The sequence below is a fragment of the Plesiomonas sp. PI-19 genome, assembly GCF_021368255.1.
GTDB lineage: Bacteria > Pseudomonadota > Gammaproteobacteria > Enterobacterales > CAMTGL01 > Plesiomonas > Plesiomonas shigelloides.
The window spans coordinates 2,552,501-2,577,377 of record NZ_JAJNMQ010000001.1 but is presented as its reverse complement, the minus strand read 5'-3'; the positions used below and the strand labels follow the sequence as shown (position 1 = coordinate 2,577,377).

19 protein-coding genes (1 of these 19 only partly in view) are annotated in these 24,877 nt (G+C 53.8%); 8 read left to right on the top strand and 11 right to left on the bottom strand.

Features of this window, described 5'->3' with window-relative positions:
- Positions 1 to 170 precede the first annotated feature (170 nt).
- Complete coding sequence (glnE, locus tag LQ901_RS11375; RefSeq protein WP_233672261.1) at positions 171 to 3,098, top strand: bifunctional [glutamate--ammonia ligase]-adenylyl-L-tyrosine phosphorylase/[glutamate--ammonia-ligase] adenylyltransferase; 2,928 nt, start codon at positions 171 to 173, stop codon at positions 3,096 to 3,098.
- A gap of 160 nt (positions 3,099 to 3,258) precedes the next feature.
- Here glnE and LQ901_RS11370 read toward each other — a convergent pair whose 3' ends face one another.
- Complete coding sequence (locus tag LQ901_RS11370; RefSeq protein WP_010862536.1) at positions 3,259 to 4,176, bottom strand: Kdo(2)-lipid IV(A) acyltransferase; 918 nt, start codon at positions 4,174 to 4,176, stop codon at positions 3,259 to 3,261.
- 127 nt (positions 4,177 to 4,303) lie between these two features.
- On the opposite strand from LQ901_RS11370, the gene hldE reads away from it, so the two are divergent.
- Together hldE and yjeH are read left to right on the top strand one after the other, a co-directional pair.
- Positions 4,304 to 5,734, top strand: a complete 1,431-nt coding sequence (gene hldE, locus LQ901_RS11365; RefSeq protein WP_152136757.1) for a bifunctional D-glycero-beta-D-manno-heptose-7-phosphate kinase/D-glycero-beta-D-manno-heptose 1-phosphate adenylyltransferase HldE — start codon at positions 4,304 to 4,306, stop codon at positions 5,732 to 5,734.
- 163 nt (positions 5,735 to 5,897) lie between these two features.
- Positions 5,898 to 7,157: an L-methionine/branched-chain amino acid transporter gene (gene yjeH, locus LQ901_RS11360; protein WP_152136758.1), complete on the top strand. Its 1,260-nt coding sequence runs from the start codon at positions 5,898 to 5,900 to the stop codon at positions 7,155 to 7,157.
- Between the two features lie 58 nt (positions 7,158 to 7,215).
- On the opposite strand, the gene LQ901_RS11355 is transcribed toward yjeH, so the two are convergent.
- Positions 7,216 to 8,106 (bottom strand): LysR family transcriptional regulator, encoded by an 891-nt coding sequence (locus LQ901_RS11355; RefSeq protein ID WP_010862533.1) that lies wholly within the window; start codon positions 8,104 to 8,106, stop codon positions 7,216 to 7,218.
- A 735-nt stretch (positions 8,107 to 8,841) separates the two neighbouring features.
- Here LQ901_RS11355 and LQ901_RS11350 point away from each other — a divergent pair.
- Both LQ901_RS11350 and ftsP read left to right on the top strand, forming a co-directional pair.
- Positions 8,842 to 9,582, top strand: coding sequence for a 1-acylglycerol-3-phosphate O-acyltransferase (locus LQ901_RS11350; protein WP_152136759.1), 741 nt, complete (start codon positions 8,842 to 8,844; stop codon positions 9,580 to 9,582).
- A gap of 132 nt (positions 9,583 to 9,714) precedes the next feature.
- Complete coding sequence (ftsP, locus tag LQ901_RS11345; RefSeq protein ID WP_152136760.1) at positions 9,715 to 11,136, top strand: cell division protein FtsP; 1,422 nt, start codon at positions 9,715 to 9,717, stop codon at positions 11,134 to 11,136.
- Positions 11,137 to 11,249: 113 nt separating this feature from the next.
- On the opposite strand, the gene LQ901_RS11340 is transcribed toward ftsP, so the two are convergent.
- The 5 genes from LQ901_RS11340 to argF form a co-directional block, all read right to left on the bottom strand.
- A complete protein-coding gene (locus tag LQ901_RS11340) occupies positions 11,250 to 12,869 on the bottom strand; it encodes a methyl-accepting chemotaxis protein (protein WP_152136110.1) in 1,620 nt (539 codons plus the stop codon).
- A gap of 153 nt (positions 12,870 to 13,022) precedes the next feature.
- Positions 13,023 to 13,412 (bottom strand): 2-iminobutanoate/2-iminopropanoate deaminase, encoded by a 390-nt coding sequence (ridA, locus tag LQ901_RS11335; protein WP_010862529.1) that lies wholly within the window; start codon positions 13,410 to 13,412, stop codon positions 13,023 to 13,025.
- A gap of 133 nt (positions 13,413 to 13,545) precedes the next feature.
- Complete coding sequence (gene pyrI, locus LQ901_RS11330; protein ID WP_010862528.1) at positions 13,546 to 14,010, bottom strand: aspartate carbamoyltransferase regulatory subunit; 465 nt, start codon at positions 14,008 to 14,010, stop codon at positions 13,546 to 13,548.
- Positions 14,011 to 14,020: 10 nt separating this feature from the next.
- Complete coding sequence (gene pyrB, locus LQ901_RS11325; RefSeq protein WP_010862527.1) at positions 14,021 to 14,959, bottom strand: aspartate carbamoyltransferase; 939 nt, start codon at positions 14,957 to 14,959, stop codon at positions 14,021 to 14,023.
- A gap of 315 nt (positions 14,960 to 15,274) precedes the next feature.
- A complete protein-coding gene (argF, locus tag LQ901_RS11320) occupies positions 15,275 to 16,279 on the bottom strand; it encodes an ornithine carbamoyltransferase (RefSeq protein ID WP_010862526.1) in 1,005 nt (334 codons plus the stop codon).
- 186 nt (positions 16,280 to 16,465) lie between these two features.
- Between argF and rraB the strand changes: the two genes are divergently transcribed.
- A complete protein-coding gene (gene rraB, locus LQ901_RS11315) occupies positions 16,466 to 16,897 on the top strand; it encodes a ribonuclease E inhibitor RraB (RefSeq protein ID WP_010862525.1) in 432 nt (143 codons plus the stop codon).
- Positions 16,898 to 17,110: 213 nt separating this feature from the next.
- Here rraB and LQ901_RS11310 read toward each other — a convergent pair whose 3' ends face one another.
- The 3 genes from LQ901_RS11310 to pepA form a co-directional block, all read right to left on the bottom strand.
- Positions 17,111 to 19,966 (bottom strand): valine--tRNA ligase, encoded by a 2,856-nt coding sequence (locus LQ901_RS11310; protein WP_047708791.1) that lies wholly within the window; start codon positions 19,964 to 19,966, stop codon positions 17,111 to 17,113.
- A 13-nt stretch (positions 19,967 to 19,979) separates the two neighbouring features.
- Positions 19,980 to 20,450: a DNA polymerase III subunit chi gene (locus tag LQ901_RS11305; protein WP_036769146.1), complete on the bottom strand. Its 471-nt coding sequence runs from the start codon at positions 20,448 to 20,450 to the stop codon at positions 19,980 to 19,982.
- 70 nt (positions 20,451 to 20,520) lie between these two features.
- The gene (gene pepA, locus LQ901_RS11300; RefSeq protein ID WP_010862522.1) at positions 20,521 to 22,029 is read right to left on the bottom strand and encodes a leucyl aminopeptidase; all 1,509 of its coding nucleotides are present in this window, start codon (positions 22,027 to 22,029) and stop codon (positions 20,521 to 20,523) included.
- A 249-nt stretch (positions 22,030 to 22,278) separates the two neighbouring features.
- On the opposite strand from pepA, the gene lptF reads away from it, so the two are divergent.
- The gene (gene lptF, locus LQ901_RS11295) at positions 22,279 to 23,379 is read left to right on the top strand and encodes an LPS export ABC transporter permease LptF (protein WP_152113386.1); all 1,101 of its coding nucleotides are present in this window, start codon (positions 22,279 to 22,281) and stop codon (positions 23,377 to 23,379) included.
- A complete protein-coding gene (lptG, locus tag LQ901_RS11290) occupies positions 23,376 to 24,443 on the top strand; it encodes an LPS export ABC transporter permease LptG (protein ID WP_010862520.1) in 1,068 nt (355 codons plus the stop codon). The genes lptF and lptG overlap by 4 nt, the downstream gene beginning before the upstream one ends.
- A gap of 80 nt (positions 24,444 to 24,523) precedes the next feature.
- Here lptG and LQ901_RS11285 read toward each other — a convergent pair whose 3' ends face one another.
- Positions 24,524 to 24,877: the 3' portion of an RDD family protein gene (locus LQ901_RS11285; protein ID WP_082935452.1), read on the bottom strand. It continues 156 nt past the right edge of the window; only the last 354 of its 510 coding nucleotides appear in the window; its start codon lies beyond the right edge, outside the window — the gene reads right to left on this strand; its stop codon occupies positions 24,524 to 24,526.

Below are 24,877 nucleotides of genomic sequence, written 5' to 3'. Positions count from 1 at the left end.
CGCGTTTAGCCATACCGGTACGACATCCCAGCAACACAAGGAGCCCCGTTAACGACGGGGCTTTTTTTATGCATGCCATTTTTATTGGTACTTTTTGATTGGCAGCAGGTGAGTAACCCCGATATCTTAACGGTTCACTGTGGCTGATTTTTAACGGACCGGATGCCGTCATGACTGATCATCTTTCTCCCTCCCTGAATGCCGCCGCCGATCAGGCGTGGCAGCGCTTAGCCGAGCAAGCGCCTGACGCGTTGCAACTGTGGCAGACCGCTTCGCATCGCCCGCTGCTGCGCCGCGCCTTGGCGCTATCAGAGTTTATCGCCGATACCTTATTGCGCCAGCCAACGCTGTTACATGAGCTGTATCATCAGCCGCCGGCCTATGGCCGCGAGCAGGAGTATGCGGCCTTGCTGCAACAGCAGTTGCAAGCAGTCAGTGATGAGGCGGGGTTGATGCAGGCTCTGCGCCGTTTTCGTCATGCCGAGTTGGTGCGTATTGCTTGGTTGCAAATCCACGGTCAGCCGGATCTGATGCCACCTGAGGATGCTGCGCTGACAGAGCAGACCTTGCGCCAGCTCAGTGCGTTAGCGGAGAGTTTGATCGTGGGCGCGCGCGATTGGTTGTATCAGTCTTGCTGTCGTGAATGGGGCACGCCCGTGAATGCCGACGGGAAAGCGCAGCCGCTGCTGATTTTAGGGATGGGGAAGTTAGGCGGCGCGGAGCTTAATTTCTCCTCCGACATTGATCTGATTTTGGCTTATCCAGAAAACGGGCAGACCAGTGGTGGGCGGCGGGCATTGGATAACGCGCAGTTTTTTACTCGTCTCGGGCAAAGGCTGATTAAAGCCTTGGACCAACCTACGGTTGACGGCTTTGTCTATCGGGTTGATATGCGTTTGCGCCCGTTTGGCGAGAGTGGGCCGCTGGTGATGAGCTATCCGGCGCTGGAAGATTATTATCAGGAGCAGGGGCGCGACTGGGAGCGCTACGCCATGATCAAAGCGCGGGTGATGGGCGATGACAGTGGCGAATATGCCGCAGAGCTTAAGCAGATGCTGCGCCCGTTTGTGTTTCGCCGGTATATCGATTTTAGCGTGATCCAATCACTGCGCACCATGAAGGGGATGATTGCCCGCGAGGTACGCCGTCGTGGGCTGGTGGATAACATCAAGCTCGGTGCCGGCGGGATCCGTGAGATCGAGTTTATTGCGCAGGTGTTTCAGTTGATCCGCGGCGGACGTGAGCCGAGCTTACAGGGCCGCTCGTTGCTGCCAACCTTACAGGCCATCGGTCAGTTGGGGCTGTTACAACCGAGTGAGGTCGATGGGCTGTGTCAGGCGTATCTCTATTTGCGCCGGCTGGAAAATGGCTTGCAGGCGATCCGCGATGAGCAAACCCAAACCTTGCCGTCTGCGGCGCTGGATCAAGCGCGCTTGTGCGACCTGATGCAGGCTGCACAGTGGTCGGCGTTACAAGATACGCTTGAGCACCATATGCAGGCGGTGCGAGCAGTCTTTGCTCACCTGATTGGGGAAGAGGAAGACAGTGCCAGCGAAGAGCCACAGCTTCAGCTATATCAAGATTTGTGGTTAGGGCGCTTATCGGCGGAAGAGAGTTTACGGCTTTGTCCGGCCAGTCCTGATGAAGAGGTGGCGGGCGCAAAATTGCTGCGAGTGGTGGAAGATTTTCACCGCGAAGTGGATAAACGCACGTTGGGGCCGCGTGGTCGCGAGGTGTTGAACCGCTTGATGCCACGTTTGTTATCGGCCTGCCTTAGCCATCCACACGCGGCACTGTTATTGCCGCGTATCATTCACTTGATGAGTCGCATTGTTACTCGCACCACTTATCTGGAGTTGCTGGCGGAGCACCCAACGGTGTTAACGCACCTGCTGACCCTGTGCACCGCGTCACCGTGGGTGGCTGAGCAGTTAGCGCTGTATCCATTGTTGCTGGATGAATTGCTCGACCCGCAGACGCTTTACCATCCCTTACCGTTGACACAATACCGTGATGAGCTGCGTCAGTATCTGTTGCGTGTACCGGAAGAGGATGAAGAGCAACAGATGGAGGCGCTGCGTCAATTTAAGCAGGCACATCTGCTGCGTATTGCTGCCGCTGATATTGTGGGGGCATTGCCGCTGATGAAAGTCAGCGATCACCTCACTTATCTGGCTGAGGCCATTATTGATGCGGTAGTGCGTCAGGCGTGGCGACAAATGACGGCGCGCTATGGTGAGCCGCAGCATCTGGCTGAGCGTGGCGGTCAGGGCTTTGCCGTTCTGGGATATGGCAAGTTAGGCGGCTGGGAGCTTGGCTACGGCTCGGATTTGGATCTGGTGTTTTTGATTGATTGCCCACCGGAGGTGGTCACCAGTGGTGAGCGCAGTATTGATGGCCGCCAATTCTATCTGCGTCTTGCACAGCGCATCATGCATCTGTTTGCCACGCGTACCAGCAGTGGCGTGCTGTATGAGGTGGATACCCGTTTGCGCCCTTCGGGGGCGGCCGGATTGTTGGTCAGCTCGTTAGAAGCCTTTGCCGATTATCAGGCGCAAGAAGCCTGGACGTGGGAGCATCAAGCGTTGGTACGGGCGCGTATGGTGTATGGCGACCCGATGTTGCAAGCGGCCTTTGCCGAGATCCGGCACGGCATTTTGTGCAAAGAGCGCCCCGCCGAAGCATTGCGCCAAGAGGTGTTGGCGATGCGCCAGAAGATGCAGGCGCATCACACTCACGGTGAGCGTTCGCACAGTGAAAACTCGTTTGATTTGAAAGCCGATGCGGGGGGAATCACCGATATTGAGTTTATCGCTCAGTATCTGGTGCTGCGTTTTGCCGCATTGCAGCCGGCGATCACCGAGTGGTCGGATAATGTGCGTATTTTTGAATTGCTGCAACGTTATGAGCTGATGTCGGCAGCGGAAGCGCAGCAATTAACCGCCTGTTATTGTTTGCTGCGCGATGAAAACCATCGCTTGGCATTACAGCAATTGCCAGGGAAGGTGAGTGCGACCCAGTTTACCGAAGAGCGTGAGCAGGTGATGCGCAGCTGGCATGTCTGGTTGGAAACACCGGTTAGCGTGCTGGCTGATTGAGTTTTTGTTCGCAGGTTGATGAATCAACGAGTAAATTGATGCGCACATAAAAGTGCATCTTCAAAATAACCAAAGCGCCGCACTGCGGCGCTGTTTACCTGAGTCTCACGAAGAGCAAAGCGTATCGTGAGACTCAGGTAATAAGACACTAAGAGACTTTTCAATACAAAGAGGATTCGCCTTCTGGGCGGGTCTTAAAGCGGCGATGCAGCCACATGTATTGCCCTGGTGCGCGCAAGATCTCTTTTTCGACCACCCGATTCATAAAGGCCGCCGCGGCAACCTCATCATCCATCGGGAAGCCTTGGATAGCTGGGGAGATCACTAAGCGGTAACCACTGCCATCTTTATTGCGGATCGGTGCAAAGGCCACTAATGCTGGATCGGCGGCTTGCATCAGAATACTGGTGCCGGTGGTGGTCGCCGCTTTATCGACCGCAAAGAGCGGGACAAAGACGCTGCGGCGTGGGCCGTAGTCATGATCGGGGGCATACCAAATAATCTCACCGGCACGCAGGGCGCGGATCATCCCTTTTACGTCTTTACGATCAATCATGTACTTGTTGGAGCGCAGACGGCCCCAGGTTTGCAGCCAGTCCATCAGCGGATTATCGTTTGGTCGGTAGACGCCCACACCAGGGTTATACATACCAAAAACGCGCGCTCCGAGCTCTAGGGTTAGGAAGTGCACGCCAATGAGCAGCACACCGCGTTGTTCCGCTTGTGCTTGACGCATGTGCTCCAAGCCTTCCACTTGGAAGATTTTTTTCACCCGCCAGTCTGGCCAAAACCAAGCCATGCCGGTTTCCATCACCGCCATCCCTGTGGATTCAAAGTTTTCTTGCAGAATTTGGGCGCGCGCCTCTCGGCTCATATCTGGAAAGCACAGCTCAAGATTACGTTCGGCAATTTTTACCCGACGCTTACCAATGCGCATAAACAGCCGCCCCAGTGTGAACCCGATCCGACGAATCAAAGGATAAGGCAGCAGCGTGACCAGATATAAAGCCGCGATCCCTAGCCAAGTCAGCCAGTAGCGCGGATGAAAATATGCTGTACGAAATTGAGCTTGAACCATGATGAACTTCACATTAGCTGGGCAGACGTCTTAGTTTACCTGCAACAGCGCCGCCTTGCATGTGTGTTATGCCGCCCTGTGGTACACTCTGCCAGAATTTCTTTTTTTGCTGTGTGTGGAGCAAACCATGAATGTGACTCTGCCTGATTATTCCCGCGCTGGGGTTCTGGTGGTTGGGGATATCATGCTGGATCGTTACTGGCACGGACCGACCAGCCGGATTTCACCGGAAGCGCCGGTACCGGTGGTCAAGGTCGAACAGATTGAAGAACGTCCGGGCGGTGCGGCTAACGTGGCGATGAACATTGCCTCACTCGGTGCGCGCTCGTGTCTGGTTGGTCTGACGGGCCAAGATGATGCGGCGCAAGCGCTGACACAGGCCCTACAGGCGGTGGAGGTGGAGTGTGATTTCGTCTCAGTGCCTACCCATCCGACGATCACCAAGCTGCGCGTGTTGTCACGCAATCAGCAACTGCTGCGTCTGGACTTCGAAGAAGGGTTCGACAACGTGGCGCCGCAGCCATTGTTAGACCGTATTACCCACGCATTGCCACGCGTTGGCGCGCTGGTGTTATCGGATTATGCCAAGGGTGCGCTGAGCGCAGTACAGGCGATGATCCAGCTGGCACGTAGCGCCGGTGTACCGGTACTGATTGATCCGAAAGGTAATGATTTCGAGCGCTATCGTGGTGCGACCTTATTGACGCCAAATCTGTCCGAGTTTGAAGCGGTGGTCGGGCGCTGTAAGTCTGAAGAAGAGCTGGTGGAGCGCGGCATGGCGCTGCTACATCGCTTTGATTTAGATGCCTTATTAGTCACCCGCTCTGAAAACGGCATGACGTTGCTGCGTGAAGGTCATGCGCCACTGCATCTGCCAACGCAGGCGCAGGAAGTGTATGACGTGACCGGTGCCGGCGATACCGTGATTGGTACCTTGGCCGCCACGTTGGCGGCAGGCAAGTCATTGGACGAAGCCTGTTTCTTGGCCAATGCTGCCGCAGGTGTGGTGGTGGGCAAACTGGGTACCTCGACAGTGTCACCGCTGGAGCTGGAAAACGCAGTGCGTGGCCGTAGCAATACCGGTTTTGGCGTGATGAGCGAAGCTGAGCTTAAGCTGATGATGCAGCAAGCGCGTCGCCGCGGCGAGAAAGTGGTGATGACCAATGGCTGCTTTGACATTCTGCATGCCGGCCATGTCTCGTATCTGGAAAATGCCCGTAAGCTGGGTGATCGGCTGATTGTTGCGGTGAACAGCGATGAGTCAGTGAAACGCTTGAAAGGCGAAAGCCGTCCGGTGAATCCGTTGTCGCAGCGTATGGCGGTGTTGGCCGGTCTCGGCGCAGTTGACTGGGTGGTACCGTTTGAAGAAGACACGCCGCAGCGTCTGATTGCGTCTTTATTACCGGATTTGCTGGTGAAAGGCGGTGATTATCAGGTGCATGAGATTGCCGGTGGCGCAGAAGTGATTGCCGCGGGTGGTCAGGTCAAAGTGTTGAACTTTGAAGATGGTTGCTCGACCAGCAACATTATTGCGGCGATCCGCGACGGACGCGGCTGAGGCGTACAAGCATCACTGTAGCTAGGCAGGTTCTGAGCCTGACTATGTCTTGATGTTATGCCAAAAAGACGATGAAAACAGGCGATTATTTCGCCTGTTTTTTTTTGCCCCATGCTAGCTTATTCCAAGCGTATTTAGGGCTGTCGGGCAAGGAAGGGCCGCAATGTCAGGGTTAAAACAAGAACTCGGGTTATTACAGGGGATAGGACTGTTATCCACGTCGTTGCTGGGAACCGGCATTTTCGCTATTCCGGCCTTGGCGGCGGTGATTGCTGGTCAAAGCGCTTTGTGGGTGTGGCCACTGCTGATTGCGTTAGTGTTTCCGGTGGCGATCGGTTTTGCGGCCTTAGGCCGTCATTATCCTCATGCTGGCGGCGCTGCGCATTTTGTGGAACAAGCCTTTGGCAAGCGCATGGGGCGAGCCACGGCGTGGCTCTTCTTATCTGTGATCCCCGCAGGTTTACCCGCGGCGCTGCAGATTGCGGCCGGTTTTTGGCAGGCGGCCTTTGGTTGGGGCTCTGGCTTGGCCATGCTCGTGCAGCTGGCGACGTTGCTGCTGATCCTTGGCCTTGGGTTGCGCAGTGCGGGCTCATCGGCCAATGTGCAAACCCTGATAGCGTTGCTGATCATCTGTTTGGTGCTGGTGATCGCTTATGCGGGGCGCTTATGGCAGGCCCCGAGCCTGCCGCAATGGCCGGCGGCCTTGACCTTGGGACAGGCACTGGCAGTGATGTTCTGGTGTTTTGTCGGGATCGAAGCGTTTGCCCATTTGGGCTCGGAGTTTCGCCTGCCGGAGCGCGATTTTCCGCGTGCCTTGTTGTGTGGTTTGCTGGTGGCGGGCAGCATCTATTGGCTGTGTACCTTGGCGGTGCTGCACTTTTCTGCCTATGGTAGCCAGTTGCCAGCGTCCGCCTCGATTCCGTCGATTGTGGGTGGGCTGTTTGGCCCACGAGCGCAGCGGATTGCTTGCTTGATTGGTTATCTGGCCTGTTTTGCCAGTATCAATATCTATCTGCAAAGCTTTGCTCGCCTGATTTGGGCACAAGCAGCACAGTGGCGTCCGAGTAGCCGTTTAGCGCGCTTATCGCGCCGTCAGGTACCGGCCAATGCGCTAACCTTGGTGGTGGGCTTATGTGCGCTATCGGCATTGGCATTGCAGGGGCTTGGGGTGTCATTATCTGAGCTGATCATCTATGCCAACGGGATTTTCGTACTGATTTACTTGCTATCCATGCTGGCTGGCGTGGTGTTATTGCAAGGTTGGGTGCGTTGGGCTGCGTTGCTGGGCGCGGGACTGTGCGTGCTGATGCTGCTGGCTATCGGTTGGCACAGTGGTTATGCCTTAGCGATGTTGGCGCTGTTATATGCCTTGGCGTGCTATTGCCAGCGCCGAAGTGAACGCTCACTGATACAGGCCGGTTAACCGGCCTGTTAGTCGCTTAAATGATGCGGCTATCGAGCCGCATCGGTGTGCGATGAATTTAGCAGCAGCAAGGTGTCAGCAGGGAATTAATCAGATTTTGCAGCACGATATCTTGGCTCTGTCCGCCGTGGTAATAAATCCAAATCGGTTGCCGTTCATACACATCGGCTAAGCGTCGCCAAATGAGCGGAGTGTCCGGTTGCAGCTGCATGGCGGTGGCCGGTAAGACCGTTAGTCCTAGACGGCTGTTGACCGCCGCCAAGATAGCGGTGATTTGGCTTAAGGTGGCGGTAATTTTCAGTGCGATATCTTGCTCACTGGCCAGATTCAGTAACGTACTGTGGGTAATGTGCGGTTCTGGCAATAAAATCAGGTGCTGGTCGCGCAGCTGCTGCACACAAATTTCTTTGTGGGTAGCCAGTGGGTGTGAGGGAGGCAGCACCACCATCAGTTCATCATCGCAAAACGGTTGTTTTTCAATATTCGGTGGTAGCGCCGGATCGGCCTGCCCAATCACCATATCCAGCTTATGTTCGGTCAGTTCAGCCAACAGATGAGCGACCGGCGCTTCGGTAATGGTCATGCTGAGCGCTGGTTGGCTGAGGGTATAACGCAGCAGGTTATTGATCACCGGTTCAACCGATTGAACCATGCCGATACGAATTTGTTGCTGATTGCCTCCGTGATAATGACGAACGCTTTTTTCCAGCGCGTCGGCATCGCGGATTAATTGGCTGACTTGTGGGTAGATATGTTCGGCAAATTCGGTGGGCAACATATGTGATTGACGTCGCTCAAATAATGCGATGCCGTAATGCTGCTCCAGTTTAATCAATTGTTGAGATAATGCCGATTGGGTAATAAACGCTTTATTCGCGGCTTTACTGAGATTTTGTTCTTGATACACCAGACTAAAATAATACAGTTGCTTTAAATCAGTTAGCCGCATACATCCCTCGGAGTAACATGAATCTGGATGAGATAAAATCCTGACTCAGTCTATAACACAAATATCGGGCTCAAAAGGGTATAACGGCGCATAAAAAGCACATCACAGTGTAATCAAAGATAAAATATGGACTCCCAGTGAACCATCTTGTTAACAAAGAAAAATTCACCCACAGCTTACAGATGAACTTCGCTAAATATGAAATAAATGGCGAAAATGCTAACAAAATAGGGTGTTGCCGTGTAAATATTGTCACCCAGTAAAAATATGCAGTTTTGCTGGGTGATTATGAATTTTCTCGATTTATCTCCCAGTATGCCGAGGGAATAATTTAATCATTGCGCTGAGCAGGTTAACTATTTTATTACGCATTCACGCTGAATATAAATACACCTACGCTATCGTCTGGTATCGAAATAATGGCAAAGACTGGGGCGCCGAATTAAGGCAGCGAGGCTGAGCGAGAGAATCGAGATAACGAGCCTGATGGTGCGCGGATGGATGATTCGGTTCTCAATGCTTAGATCTCGGCGATGTTCACTGCGTTGTATTGCGAACTCTATGTCACGAACTTTGACTCATGTATTAGCGGGCTGCGTGGCGAGGGTGACCACGGTTTATCTGTCACTTCGGTAGAGCATAAAGCGCGGGCGCGCAAGCAAAACTCTGCAGTTGAGCGATGAGTTTTTTGCTGAAGTGGTTATACTAGCGCACAGCTGTAAGCCTGAGGTGATTATGCTAGTTGTAGTTCGCGCCATTATTGTATTGCTGTATGCGTTGCTGCTGTGTATCGGTGGCAGTCTATATTGTTTGTTTAGCCCACGTAATCCACGTCATGTGTATACGTTCGCCCATCTGTTTAGCAAATTAGATCGGGTCATGGGGCTGAAAGTTGAGCGTCGTTTCCCGCAAGGGTTCGAGCAGTTCGGTGACAGCGTGTATATCGCCAATCACCAGAATAATTACGACATGGTGACTGTCTCGGGCATGGTGTTGCCGCGTACGGTGACTGTGGGTAAAAAGAGCCTGCTGTGGATCCCGTTCTTTGGTCAACTGTACTGGCTCACCGGTAATATTCTGATTGATCGAAATAACCGTAGTAAGGCGCATGACACCATTTCTCAGGTGGTGGACAAAATCAAAGAGCGCAATATTTCGGTATGGATGTTCCCAGAAGGAACCCGTAGCCGTGGCCGTGGTTTGTTGCCATTTAAAACCGGGGCTTTCCATGCGGCGATTGCTGCCGGTGTGCCGGTGGTGATTGTGTGTGCCTCTGAGCAGCACAACAAAGTGAATCTGAACCGTTGGAATAACGGGCATGTGATCGTTGAGATGTTGCCTCCAATCGATACCACCGGTTACACCCGTGAAAATGTGCGTGAGCTGGCGGCGCTGTGTCATCAGATGGCGGCCGATAAAATTGCGCAGTTGAATGTCGAAGTGGCCGAGCGCGAACGTCAAGATCGCGCGGCATAAGTCGTATCCAGCCGGCCTTGGCAGGCTATCGTGGTTTGTTCATGCGCGCCGGCTCCTCGGTTCGTCGCTAGCGCGGGCTGGTGATGGGACCGCTGAGGGCTGGCGCGGGATCATTTTGTTTTCGGAGATATCATGGCTCTCAGTCGTCGACGTTTTTTACAGCTGACCGGAGCATCTGTATGTGCCGGGGCTGTCTATCCGGCACTGAAACTGGAGGCGGCAACCGGGCCGTCTCAGCCATTACCCATCCCTCCTTTGTTGGAGTATCGGCATGGGCGGCCATTATTTCTGACCCTACAGGGAACGCATTGGGCGTTTAGTCAAAATGCGGCGCCGGTGTCGGTGTGGGGAGTAAACGGCCGCTATTTGGGGCCGACCGTGCGGGTGAAGCGCGGTGACAACGTGAAGCTGATTTACAGCAACCGTCTGGATGAAGCGGTTTCCATGCGAGTGCAGGGGCTGCGGGTGCCGGGGGTGTTGGATGGTGGACCGGCGTGGTTGATGAAGCCGCGCAAAGAGTGGGCGCCGATTTTACCGGTGCGCCAAGCTGCCTCTACCTGTTGGTACCATGCGGATACCCAAGGCAAGATGGCCGAGCATGTGTATCGGGGCTTGGCGGGCCTGTGGCTGGTTGATGATGAAAACACCCGCGACTTGCGTTTGCCGAAGCACTATGGCGTTGATGATATTCCGCTGATTTTACAAGATAAGCGCTTTAATCCGTTTGGTGAGCCGAAGTATGAAGCGGCGCCGGGCGGTTTTATCGGTAACACCTTGCTGATCAATGGCGTGCAAGATCCGTTCATCAATGTGTCACGTGGCTGGGTGCGTTTGCGTCTGGTGAATGCCTCGAATGCCCGTCGTCTGCTGCTACAGATGAGTGATGCGCGTTCGATGTATGTAATTGCCGGTGACGTGGGTTTGCTCAATGCGCCGGTGGAGGTCAAGCAGTTCAGCCTGGCTCCCGGTGAGCGCCGTGAGATTCTGATCGACATGAGCAATGGCGATGAAGTGACCCTCACAGCCGGTGAGTCGGCGGGGTTGGTGGATCGCATCAAGGGCTTGTTTGAGGACTCCAGTATTTTGGTCTCCTCACAAGTGTTGACCTTGCGCCCAGAAGGCTTGTTGCCGCTGATGACGGATAAGCTACCGGCGCGCTTGCCGGCAGAGGAAGGGGGCGTCAGTAATATCGAGCGTACCCGAACCCTGCGTCTGGGCGATGTGGCCAGTCCTGGCATCAATGGTGCGGTCTGGAATGAAGGTCGGGTTGATATCGATACTCGTTTTGCGGCCAGTGAGCGTTGGATTGTGCATGCGTTAACTCCGCAGCCATTTACGTTGCATGGCGCTATGTTCCGGATCCAGTCGGTGAACGGTCAGCCACCGAAAGCCGAAGATGCCGGTTGGAAAGATACCGTCTGGGTCGACAGCGAAGTGGAGCTGATCGTGCGCTTTGATCAAACAGCTGGCGCTGATCATCCGTTCCGTTATCACAGTGGCATTTTGGAAATGGCCGATCGTGGCACCATGGGGCAATTTACCGTTAACCCATAATCCACACTCATCGACCGATACAACAAGCATAAAAAAGCGACCGCATGCGAGGCATGACGGTCGCTTTTTTGTATCGCTATGAATTCCTTGTGTAATTCATGAGCCGTGTCGCATCACACCTGAAAGCGCTTGATCAGGCCAGACAGTACGTCGGACTCATGATAAATCGCCTCGGCTTGTACTGCCGTCTCGCCGGAGACCTGCAGAATTTGCCCGGAGGAGTCGGCCACAGCACGAATATCTTGGCGGATACTCTGGCTGGCTTGTACTTGCTCTTGCAGGATTTGACGGGTGCTTTCCACCATATCGGCAGCGGTGCTGATTTCAGCGCGAATTTGGGTGATGCAGCTGCCGCCGTCTTGCGCTTGTACGATCCCGCGGTGCAAATCGTCGACCATGGTGTCCATACGCCCTTTGGCATTCAGGCTGCTGGCCTGAACTTGCTTAATGGTGTCATGGATTTCGCGAGTCGCGACACTGGTGCGCTCGGCCAGCTTACGCACCTCATCGGCTACCACCGCAAAGCCGCGCCCCTGTTCACCGGCACGCGCCGCTTCGATGGCCGCATTCAGCGCCAGCAAGTTCGTCTGCTCGGCTACATCACTGATCACCGCCACAATCGCCGAGATGTTGTTGACCTGATCGGCCAGCTCATCGATCCGTTGCTGCGTCTCGCCCACATCGCGTTCAATATCGGTCAGGCGACCAACTGCCGCGAAGATGGTCTTGTGGCCATTATCCGATTGCAGACAGGCTTGCTCACTTTGCTGGCGCGCTTGTTGGGTTTGCTCGGCGGCATAGCGGGTTTGCTCGCTAAATTGATGCGCAGTGGCGGCAATACGGTTGGTGGCATCGCGCTCTTGCTCAATCAGCTGGGTGCTGTGCTCGGTATTACTGACAATCGAGCGGCTGTGCTCATGCAGGTGCGCGACACTTTGCTGCAGCTGTTGCACCACATCATGCAGCGATTGGCGCATGCGCAGCACCGAGGCGTGAATACTGACATCATCACGATTTGGTTGGGTATGGTGTTGGCTCAGATCGCCATTGGCGACCGCTTGCACCAGCTGTTTCACATCAGCCGGCTCACCGCCTAAGTCATTCAGCAGACCCCAGATCATGCGGCTGATAATCAGCCCGGTAAGGGTGGCAATCAGAAGACAAATACCCAACTGCCAACCGGCGTTGGACCAAAATCGCTGGTTAACTTCAGCCTCGCTGATCCCGGTGCCGACCACCCAATTCCAGCGGGGGGTTTGCTGGGCGACCGACAGCAAATCCACCACCTGATTGTTACGCTTCGACGTCCAGTGGTATTCGGTATATTGGCCGTGATTGGCGCGCAAGGCATTTTGCAAAATTGCGCCGACGCTGTTGCCACTGGCGTCTTTAAAATCGTGGAAGCTGGTGCCGTGCAGCTGTGGTTCGAGCGGTGTCGCGACGAAGTTCAGCTTCTCATCGGCCACATAGACATATTCACTGTCATGATATTTGTTGGCACGTAATAAGTCCGTGGCAATTGCCTTGGCTTGCTGTTCAGGCAATTGGCCGCTGGCCGCCATCTGCTCAAGCTCAGTAATTGTGGAGAGCGTGCTTTTCATCAATTGTTGAATACGAGCCCGATTATCCTGATCGCTGGCTGCCCGCATTGCTAATAACCCGATCAGGGAAATACCGACCATGGCGATCAGAAGTCCACCAATCAACAACCATCCTTTGTGTTTTAATTTCATGTGCGCTGGATCTCAGACAAAGACAATGACAGAGATCGCTATTATCGCATGTCTGCTACAGAGGATAGGTGGCTTGTTTTGCGAGATGAAACAAGTTTTAGAAAGGATTTGGTGTGCCACAGACAGGACCAAGGGTCCTGTCTGTATAAGAAATCAACCGCGACGCACAGCGATGGCTTCGATTTCGATTTTGACGTCTTTTGGCAGACGCGCCACTTCCACGCAAGAGCGTGCTGGGAATGGTGCATTGTGTTCGGTAAAGAAGGCTTCGTACTCGGCGTTAACGGCCGCGAAGTCATTCAGATCTTTGACAAACACGGTAGTTTTCACGATATCGGCAACACGCAGGCTAGCGGCTTCAACGATAGCACGGACGTTTTCCAGAGATTGACGGGCTTGAGCTACCACGTCTTCTGCGATTTCACCGGTAGCCGGGTTCACTGGGATTTGACCGGAGGTGATCACCATGCTGCCAAGATCGACGCCTTGAACATAAGGACCGATGGCGGCAGGGGCTTTTGCGGTGCTGATCACATGACTCATAACGCTTCCTTTTATTCGGTTTAAAAAGAGTTCGTTAGGATTATAAAGCCTGTGCAACAGGAAACACAGTGAGCCGTGCCAAAGGCTGACACGGCAATTGTAAGCTAAATCGAGTCAGTTGATGGCGAGTCGATTACAGCTGCTCAGTAACCACTTCACTATCAAACACTTTTTCACAGTATTTGCACTTTAATAGCACCTGTTGGGCTTTTTTGCGCACCCAAAAACCAGAGCTAACCGGCTCGCTGTGGCTGATACAGTTACTGTTCGGGCAGTTCAGCACATGCTCGATGTACTCCGGCAGCTCCAGATGCCGTTTTTGCACCACCTGATAGTTTTCAATCTGGTTTACGGTGGCATCTGGCGCATAGATAGCCAACTGGTTAGCTTGCTCGCCAGTTAAGAACACATTTTCAATCTTGATCAGATCTTTTTGTCCCAGAGCGGCGGAGGGCAGGTTTAAACCCACGGTGATTCGCTGGCGTGTTTCGCTGAACTTAAACAGGCTCAAAATCTTGATGCCGATGGTGGCCGGAATATGGTCGATCACGGTGCCGTTTTTGATGGCTTCAACCTGCAGTTTATTTTCACGTTCCATGCTCAGCTCCTTAGGCCAGATTCAGTTCAGGATTCAGTACCAATGCCAGCAGTGCCTGACGGGCATACACGCCGTTATCGGCTTGCTGGAAATAGTAGGCGTAGGGGGTGGTGTCCACGTCCACGGTGATCTCATCGATACGTGGCAGTGGGTGCAAAATTTTCAAGTTCGGGCGCGCATCGCTCAGTGCCGCAGCGGTGAGGACAAACTGCGATTTCAAGTTGGCATATTCAGATGGGTCAAAACGCTCTTTCTGTACCCGCGTCATGTACAGAATATCTACCTGCGGGATCACCTCTTCCATCGAAGTATGCAGGCTGTAGGTGATGCCTTTGCTGTCTAGCTCTTCGAGGATGTAATCCGGCATCGCTAGGGCATCTGGGGCGATAAAATAGAAACGGTTGCCGTTGAATTTGGCCAAGGCTTGAGTCAGTGAGTGCACGGTGCGGCCATATTTCAGATCGCCGACCATGGCAATGCTGATGTTGTCCAAGCGGCCTTGGGTTTCACGCAGGGTGAACAGATCCAGTAAGGTTTGGCTTGGGTGCTGGTTAGCGCCGTCACCGGCGTTGAAAACCGGAACGCCGTTGGAGAACTCGGAAGCCAAGCGCGCGGCACCTTCTTGTGGATGGCGCATCACAATGGCATCCACATAGTTGCTGATCACGCGAATCGAGTCGGCCAGCGTCTCGCCTTTTTTACCCAGCGACGTGTTGCTGCCGTCAGCAAAACCAATCACTTTACCGCCCAAGCGCTGAATGGCGGTTTCGAACGACAAACGGGTGCGGGTCGAGGCTTCAAAAAAGCAGCTGGCGACTACCTTATGTTGCAGTAACGTTGGCTGTGGCGTGGCTTTCAGGCGAGCGGCGGTATCCACCACCAGCTCCAACTCGGCACGGCTGAACTCCGGAATGGAGATGATGTTTTTGCGGTATAAGGGATTGGCCATGGTGCGCTCCTCTGCAGCCTGACGGGGTATGGACGAAAAAAAAGCCCCTGCAATTGAGGGGCTTTTTCTTGTAATAACGAAAGTGCCTGTACTGGACCTTCACGGCGGATCAAAAAACCACGAACGGCCGCGAAGTGGGCGGCATGTCGGCGCAATGTAACGTTTGCGTGACGCATTCGCAATGATCCTGACCAGCTGACAGACAAATTGTCGCGCATTATACGCAAAAACGCGGTCGCTGCAATATTCACCTTGCGGCCGGAGATCGCCAACAGTGCGCACGGTGGTAAATGACCGTGCGCACTCGACAATCGATTACGCGCCGAGTGTGGCCACCATCACAGCTTTGATGGTGTGCATCCGGTTTTCTGCTTCATCAAACACAATCGAATAGGGGGATTCAAACACCTCATGGGTGACTTCCAACCCTTGCATGCCGTATTTGGCGCTTACCTCGCGGCCGATTTCGGTTTGATCGTCATGGTAGGCCGGTAAGCAGTGCATGAATTTCACCTGTGGATTACCGGTTTGGCGGATCACGTCCATGTTAATCTGATATGGCTTCATCAGGGCAATCCGCTCGGCCCACGCACTTTCTGGCTCGCCCATGGAGACCCACACATCGGTATACAGGAAATCCACGCCCTGCACGCCTTCGGCGACGTTATCGGTTAAGGTCAGCTTGGCACCGGTGGTAGCGGCAATGGCTTGGCACTGTGCAACCAGTGACTCTTCCGGCCAAAAGGCTTTCGGGCCGACCAAACGCAGATCTAATCCCATCAGCGCCGCGCCTTCTAACAGCGAGTTCCCCATGTTATTACGGGCATCGCCGAGATACGCCAGCTTCATCTGGTTTAACGGTTTGCCTTGTCCATGCTCGAGCATGGTCAGGAAATCGGCTAAGATCTGCGTGGGGTGAAACTCATCAGTTAGGCCATTCCAGACCGGCACACCGGCATAGCGCGCCAACTCTTCGACCCGCGCTTGACCAAAGCCCCGATATTGAATGCCGTCATACATCCGTCCGAGAACTCGCGCCGTGTCGGCCATTGACTCTTTACAGCCGATTTGTGAACCAGATGGGCCTAAGTAGGTAACGTGTGCGCCCTGATCATGGGCCGCCACTTCAAAGGCACAGCGGGTACGGGTAGAGGTCTTTTCAAAGATCAGCGCAATGTTTTTTCCCTGTAAGCGAGGTCGCTCATAACCGCCGTATTTGGCCTTTTTCAGCTCACTGGCCAGCTCAATTAAGTGCTGGATCTCTTTGCTGGTGAAATCGGTGAGTTTTAATACGTTCCGGTTACGCAGGTTAAAAGCCATATGTCCGTCCTTGTTTGCATATCTATCTTTTGTTTGTGGTTAATATCGACTATTTATTCAATCTATTTGAGTTTTTATTTGTTTTCAAGTGTTGTGTTTAATTTATAAGCAATGGAAGTATCGGTGGTGAGGCGCGGCAGGGTGTGGGACAATGAAAACCGAATTACTTAACTCTCTGGAGGCCTTATGGCAGACCGTGAATTTCTGGAAGCACAGCAGGAAGAGACTCGCCTGATCATTGATGAACTGCTGGAAGATGGTAGCGATCCTGATGCGCTGTATACCATTGAGCACCATTTGTCCGCAGAGCGTTTTGAGGAGCTGGAAAAGGCGGCCGTTGAAGCGTTCAAGCTGAGCTATGAAGTGACGGATGCTGAAGAGCTGGAAGTCGAAGACGGCTCCGTGCTGGTATGCTGTGACGTCGTCAGCGAAATCCCGCTGAAAGCCGAGCTGATCGATGCGCAAGTTGAGCAGTTGGTGAAGCTGGCAGAGAAATTTGGCATCAACTACGACGGTTGGGGCACCTACTTTGAAGATCCGGACGGCGAAGAAGAGGAAGATGATGAATTCTTCGACGACGAGGATGACGAAGAAGAAGACGCGCCAACGCGCCACTGATTCTGATGGATGTCGTTAGGCGGGCAAGGCCAACGGCCATAGCCACTAACAGGATAAAAACCGGGCTTGCGGCCCGGTTTTTTTATGTCTGCTGACGGCCGAATTATTGGCGCGGGCATGTGGCGCATAAAAAAAGCCCGTCGCGGGCGACGGGCTTGAATACAGTTAAGTACGCGCAGTACTTAGGTGTAGATTGCGATTACAGATCCGCAATTACAGAGAGGCAATCACACCTTGCTGCTCTTCGAGCTTGCGCTTGGCTTCGGCATAACCGGCCAGCTTCTCACGCTCTTTGGCAATGACCGCTTCTGGCGCACGTGCCACAAAGCCTTCGTTACCCAGCTTGCTTTCGATGCGAGCAACTTCGCCGTTCACTTTCTCGATCTCTTTAGCCAGACGCGCCAGCTCAGCATCCTTATCAATCAGACCGGCCATTGGGATCAGCAGTTCAGCCTGACCGACCAGTTTGGTCACGGATACTGGGCCCTTGTCGCCATCGGCCAGCAGTGTGATGTTGTCCAGACGCGCCAGACTCTGGATGAAGGTGCGGTTTTCTTCCACGCGGCGCTGCTCTTGCGCGTTGGTATTACGCAGCAGGATCTCCAGCGGCTTGCTTGGTGCGATGTTCATTTCAGCACGGATGTTACGTACCGCAATGATCAATTGCTTGATCCACTCCAGATCTTCCATCGCGGCAGCATCGGTCGCTTCTGGCTGATATTCTGGGAATGGCTGCAGCATGATGGTATCGCCCTGCACGCCAGCCAGTACTTTCACGCGCTGCCAAATCTCTTCCGTGATAAACGGAATGATTGGATGAGCCAGACGCAGCAGACCTTCCAGCACCTGAATCAGGGTGTGGCGGGTACCACGCAGTTCAGCATCGCTACCGCTGTTCATCACCGGCTTAGTCAGCTCCAGATACCAGTCACAGAACTGGTTCCAAGTGAACTCGTACAAAATACCGGCCGCGATATCGAAGCGGTAGTTGTCTAGAGCCTCACGGAATGCTTTCACGGTGTTGTTGAATTCACCCAAGATCCAGCGGTCTGCCAGTGACAGAACCATCTCGCCGCCGTTTAGGCCGCAATCTTGATCTTCGGTGTTCATCAGTACGAAACGGCTGGCGTTCCACAGCTTATTACAGAAGTTACGGTAACCTTCCAGACGCTTCATATCCCAGTTGATGTCACGGCCAGTAGAGGCCAGTGCCGCCAAGGTGAAACGCAGGGCGTCAGTACCGTGTGCTTCGATGCCGTTCGGGAACTGCTTCTGGGTACTCTTGCCAATTTTCTCAGCCAGCTGCGGCTGCATCATGTTACCGGTGCGTTTTTCCAGCAGATCTTCCAGTGAGATGCCGTCAATCATATCCAGCGGGTCAATCACGTTACCCTTGGATTTCGACATCTTCTGACCTTGCTCGTCACGGATCAAACCGGTGACGTACACAGTCTTGAATGGCACTTGTGGCTTGCCATCTTCGTCTTTGATGAAGTGCATGGTCATCATGATCATGCGCGCCACCCAGAAGAAGATGATGTCAAAACCGGTCATCAACACGTCGGTTGGATGGAAGGTTTTCAGCGCTTCGGTGTTTTCTGGCCAGCCCAGTGTGGAGAAGGTCCACAGTGCTGACGAGAACCAAGTATCCAGCACGTCATCGTCTTGGCGCAGAACAATCACGTTGTCCAGCTTGTACTTGCTGCGCACTTCTTCTTCGGTACGGCCTACATACACGTTACCGGCGTTGTCATACCAGGCCGGAATGCGGTGACCCCACCACAGTTGACGCGAAATACACCAGTCTTGGATATCACGCATCCACGCAAAGTACATGTTTTCGTACTGCTTAGGCACGAATTGGATATCGCCGTTCTCAACTGCTTCAATGGCGGTTTTTGCCAGTGGTGCAACACGCACATACCACTGGTCAGTCAGCATCGGCTCGATCACCACGCCGCCACGGTCACCGTATGGAATGGTCAGATCGTGTGGCTTGATCTCTTCCAGCAGACCCAGCTCTTCAAATTCGGCCACCACGGCTTTACGCGCCGCGAAACGCTCCATACCACGGTACTTGGCAGGCAGCTCGGTGCTGTAAGCGGTGCTTGGCTCGCCATTGGTATTGAACACTTCGGCTTCATCACGGATATCCGCATTGAAGGTCAAAATGTTGATCATTGGCAGGTTGTGACGTTTACCGACTTCATAGTCGTTAAAGTCGTGCGCCGGAGTGATCTTCACGCAGCCGGTGCCTTTTTCCATATCGGCGTGCTCGTCACCCACGATTGGGATACGACGGCCGACGATTGGCAAAATAATCTCTTTGCCGATCAGATCTTTGTAGCGAGGATCTTCTGGGTTCACCGCCACACCGGTATCACCCAGCATGGTTTCTGGACGGGTAGTCGCGACCACGATGTAGTCTTTACCGTCCGCGGTTTTCACGCCATCAGCCAGCGGATAGCGGAAGTGCCACATGGAGCCTTTGCTCTCTTTGTTTTCCACTTCCAGATCGGAGATCGCGGTGTGCAGTTTTGGATCCCAGTTCACCAGACGCTTGCCGCGGTAGATCAGGTCATCTTCGTACAGGCGCACGAACACTTCCTTCACCGCATTGGACAGGCCTTCATCCATGGTGAAACGTTCACGATCCCAATCGACAGAGTTACCCAGACGGCGCATCTGCTTACAGATAGTGCCACCGGACTCGGCTTTCCATTCCCAGATCTTGTCGATAAAGGCATCCCGGCCATAGTCATGACGGGTCTTGCCTTCTTCAGCGGCAATCTTGCGCTCAACCACCATCTGAGTCGCGATCCCCGCATGGTCGGTCCCCACCTGCCACAGGGTGTTTTTACCCTGCATACGCTGGTAACGGGTCAGAGCATCCATCATGGTCTGCTGGAACGCGTGGCCCATGTGCAGGCTGCCGGTGACATTCGGCGGCGGGATCATGATGCAGTAGCTTTCCTGACGGGTATCACCATGCGGCTTAAAGTAGCCATTTTCTTCCCAAGCCTGATACAGAGCTTGTTCGATGGCGTTCGGGTTGTAGGTTTTTTCCATGGTCATCTTAAGGCTAATTCGTTGATGGCGTAATGCCGAGATCTTGGGTTGTCAGCTGGAAGCCGGCCTGTCGGTAAGCCTTATAGCGCTCACGCGCCTGCTGTTTCAGCGTCTCTTCGCAGGGGACGAAGTCTATCACCTGAAGGAAAGCAGAAGCAAAGTCGGCAACATCTGGTAATAAGGATATCAGTAAATCGCGCCGTGACGCGCTACGTTTTTCTGGCCAGGCAATTTCTACCGGTGAGCCATAGTGCGGCCCTTCGCCGGCCAGATTATGCGGCACAAACTGCTGCGGATCGAATTGCCACAACGCCTCATCTACCGCAAAGGCCTCTGTCTGTGACGCGCAGGCGATCAACACCCGTTGTCCGCGTCGCCAAGCATCCGCAGCTAAACGACAGGCATGATAGGCCTGGGCGCTTAATCCTGCCGGCAATTCGCCGTCGGCGCTCGCGGGCAGAAGATAAAAAGTGGCTTGTTTCATCATAATATAAACGGGGGCTGCCGCCCCCGGTAATGGTTACTCGTAATCCGTGTAGTGGCCGCAGGGCTGCTTACTCTTCGATGCTAACGCCAGCGCGGTTCAGCAGGAATTGCGTCAGCAGCGGTACCGGACGACCAGTTGCACCTTTGCTCTTGCCGGAACGCCATGCGGTGCCGGCAATGTCTAAGTGCGCCCAGTAATACTTCTTGGTGAAACGCGACAAGAAGCAACCGGCAGTGATCGCACCCGCTGGACGGCCTCCGATGTTGGCCATATCAGCAAAGTTGGACTCCAACTGCTCCTGATACTCATCACCCAGTGGCAGACGCCAAGCGCGATCGCCTGCTTGCTCGGAGGCGCTCAGCAGATCGTTGGCCAGCGGGTTATGGTTCGACAGCAAGCCACTGATGTGGTGACCAAGGGCAATCACACAGGCTCCGGTTAAGGTGGCCACGTCAATCACCAGCTCAGGGTCGAAGCGTTCAGCATAGGTAAGTGTATCACATAACACCAAGCGGCCTTCGGCGTCGGTATTCAACACCTCGACCGTTTGGCCGGACATGGTGGTCAGGATATCGCCCGGGCGATAAGCGCGGCCATCTGGCATGTTTTCGCAGCCGGCCAGAATGCCCACCACGTTGAGCGGCAATTGCAGTTCAGCGACGGCGCGCATCACGCCGAACACGGTCGCGGCGCCGCACATGTCGTATTTCATCTCATCCATGCCGTCAGACGGCTTGATGGAAATACCACCGGAGTCAAAGGTCAGCCCTTTACCGATCAGCACAATCGGCTTGTCGTCTGGGTTCGCGGCGCCCTTATACTCGATAACCGACATCAGGGATTCATTTTGCGAGCCCTGACCAACCGCCAGATAGGCATTCATGCCCAGATCTTTCATCTGCTGCTCGCCAATCACGCGGGTGGTGACCGGTGAGAACTCATCGGCCAATTGGCGCGCATGAGAAGCCAGATAGGCCGGATTGCAAATATTCGGCGGCATATTGCCCAGATCTTTGGCAATTTTGAGGCCAGAGGCCACGGCCAGACCATGTTGAATGGCCTTTTCGCCTACCGAAAGCTCACGGCGGGTCGGCACGTTAAATACCAGCTTGCGCAGTGGGCGACGCGGTTCAACCTTGATGCTCTTCATCTGATCAAAGGTGTACAGCGCTTCTTTGGCCGATTCCACCGCTTGGCGCACTTTCCAGTAGGTGTTGCGTCCGCGCACATGCAGTTCGGTCAGGAAACACACCGCTTCCATCGAGCCGGTTTCATTCAAGGTGTTGATGGTTTTTTGAATGATTTGCTTAAACTGGCGCTCATCCAGCTCGCGCTCTTTACCGCAGCCGACCAGTAAGACGCGCTCGGAGAGAATGTTGGGAACCTGATGTAAAAGCAGCATCTGGCCTGGCTTGCCTTCCAGATCGCCGCGACGCAATAATGAACTAATATAACCATCACTGATCTTATCCAGTTGCTCGGCGATCGGTGACAGACGGCGTGGCTCGAAGACACCAACAACAATGCAGGCGCTGCGCTGCTTTTCAGGGCTGCCGCTTTTTACACTAAACTCCATGCAGTCTCCTAAAGACAAAGGATGTGCTTTTCTGGATAATGGCGGGTTCATGAGAAAACTCAGTGAGGTAGATCGCCTTCACCAGATGAATGCGTTAATCTATTTACAGAATTATTAACAGCGCTCAGGCCGATGCGGAACAAACGATATTCCGCGCTTTTATCCAGCCAAAGCTCTGAAAAATGGCCTATTAGCCAAAAAACTATAGATATTCACTCAAAAAGACAAGTTTTCATAGGCGTAAAGAGCGTGATCATTATTAGATATCTGGTACGGGAAGTGCTGAAAAGCCAGATCGCCATCTTGTTTGTCCTGATGCTGATCTTCTTCTGCCAGAAGTTAGTCCGAGTTTTATCCTCCGCGGTGGAAGGCGATTTGCCGGCCAACCTCGTGATGTCGGTGTTGGGCTTAGGCCTGCCTTACATGGCGCAGTTGATGCTGCCATTGAGCCTATTTGTTGGTTTACTGTTTACTTACGGTCGCTTATACGCCGAAAGTGAAATGACCGTTATGTTCGCCTGCGGGATGGGCAAACGCACCTTGCTGCGCGCCGCCGCATGGTTGGCATTGCTGACTTCCATTTTAGCTGCGGGTAACGTGCTTTGGTTGAGTCCTCTGTCGGCGAAAACCGAAGCGCAAGTGATCAGCGAAGCGAAAGCCAACCCTGGGCTTGCCGCTTTGGTAGCTGGTCAATTCCAAAGCTCGCCCGATGGCAGTTCGGTGATTTTTGTCAATCGCTTGGAAGGTAACCAGCTGCAAGATGTGTTCGTGGCCCAGCTGCGTCCACGCGGTGAGAGCAGCCGTCCGTCGGTCGTGGTGTCTACTTCCGGTGAAGTAGAGAAAGCCAAAAATGGCGATCAAATGCTGACGCTGGATAACGGCGTACGTTATGAAGGCACGGCTTTCTTGCGCGATTTTCGGATCACGCACTTTGATACCTACAACGCCGTGATTGGTCATCAGGATGTTGAAGCCGACAGTGGCGATTGGGAGCAAATGCCAACGGCTGCGCTGTGGAAGGAAAATAACTCTCATGCCCGTGCCGAGTTGCACTGGCGGTTGACCCTGATTGTGGCGGTACCTATTTTGGCGCTGCTGGTGATCCCGCTGTCGGCGGTGAATCCGCGTCAAGGGCGGTTTGCGAATGTGGTGCCAGCACTGCTGTTGTATCTCATCTACTTCTTGCTGCAAAGTGCGCTGAAATCAGCGCTGGATAATGGGCGGATGGATTCGGCGGTCTGGATCTGGGTAACCAATGGTGGCTTCTTGCTGCTGGGGATTATCTTGAACATGTGGGACAGCATCCCAATGCGTCGTCTGCGGGCTCAATTGAAAGGAGCGCAGGCATGATGCGGATTTTTGATTGGTACATTGGCCGGACGATTTTTGGCACCATCATGATGACCTTGGCCACCTTGGTGGGCCTGTCTGGGATCATCAAATTTGTCGAACAGCTCAAGAAAGTTGGTGAAGGTACCTACGGTGTCTGGGATGCGGGTCTATTCACCTTACTCACAGTTCCGGCAGACATCAGTGTCTTTTTCCCGATGGCGGCGCTGTTGGGCGCATTGTTAGGGTTGGGAATGCTGGCCAGTCGCAGTGAGCTGGTGGTGATGGAAGCGGCCGGTTTTACCCGCTTACAGATTGCAATGGCGGTGATGAAAACGGCCATTCCGCTGGTGATCCTGACCATGGCGCTTGGCGAGTGGGGTGCGCCGTGGGGTGATCAACTGGCGCGTAATCTGCGCGCACAAGCCATCTACGGCGGCTCGATGTTGGCTAAATCCGGTGGCCTGTGGGCCAAAGATGGCGATGACTTTATCTATATTGAGCGGATTGTCAGCCAGCAAGAGCTCAGTGGCGTAAACATCTACAAATTCAATCCGCAGCACCAGCTGCAATCAGTGTTGTATGCCAATAGCGCGAACTACACCGATTCAGGTTGGAAACTGCACCAGATTGATGAAGCGGTGATTGGTGAAAAAGCGGTAACCGGTGAGCAGCGCTTCTCGGCCGACTGGAAAACCAGCCTGAGTCCCGACAAGCTGAGCGTAGTGACCATTAAGCCTGAATCGCTGTCTATTAGTGGGCTGTGGCAGTACATTCATTATCTGAAGCAAACCGGGCAAGAAACCGGGCGTTATGAGCTGGCGTTGTGGCGCAAAGTTCTGCAGCCGGTGACGGTCGGTGTCATGATGTTGTTGGCCTTGTCGTTCATTTTCGGCCCACTGCGTAGTGTGACCATGGGCGCGCGGGTATTGACCGGGATCTGTTTTGGTTTCGTCTTTTATGTTGCCGATCAGATTTTTGGCCCACTCAGCTTGGTGTACCACGTGCCGGCGGTGATTGGCGCCGCATTCCCGAGTGTCTTGTTCCTCGGTTTGAGTTGGTATTTGCTGACGCGCCGCCGCTGATATTGCATCTATCTCTGTCAGTAATAACGCCGGGCTTGCCCGGCGTTATTGTTTTTAGAATGAGGGAAGATGAGTTGCGTTTATTCTTCGGTGGCATTCTTGTTGACAACATTCGTTTTAGGGCGAACAGGAAGCACCACCATCTCGCTATCAGACATATAATCTTGAAACGCGCGCAGATTACCGCGATCAAAGATAACCAGCAGATTTCCTAGCCCTACCGTTGCTGTTGTCAAACGCACCAGACATTGAGTCACCGTGAGATTATGGCCATCAAGCTGTTGTACCCGTAAACGCCACGCTTTCATGCCCAGCGTTTGGCCGGCTTTATGCCAGAACCAAACATAGAATGCACAAAAGCAGCCCAGCAGATAAAACGCATACCATGCTTGGCTATCCAGATACGCGGCAACATCCACTGCATCGCCTAACGA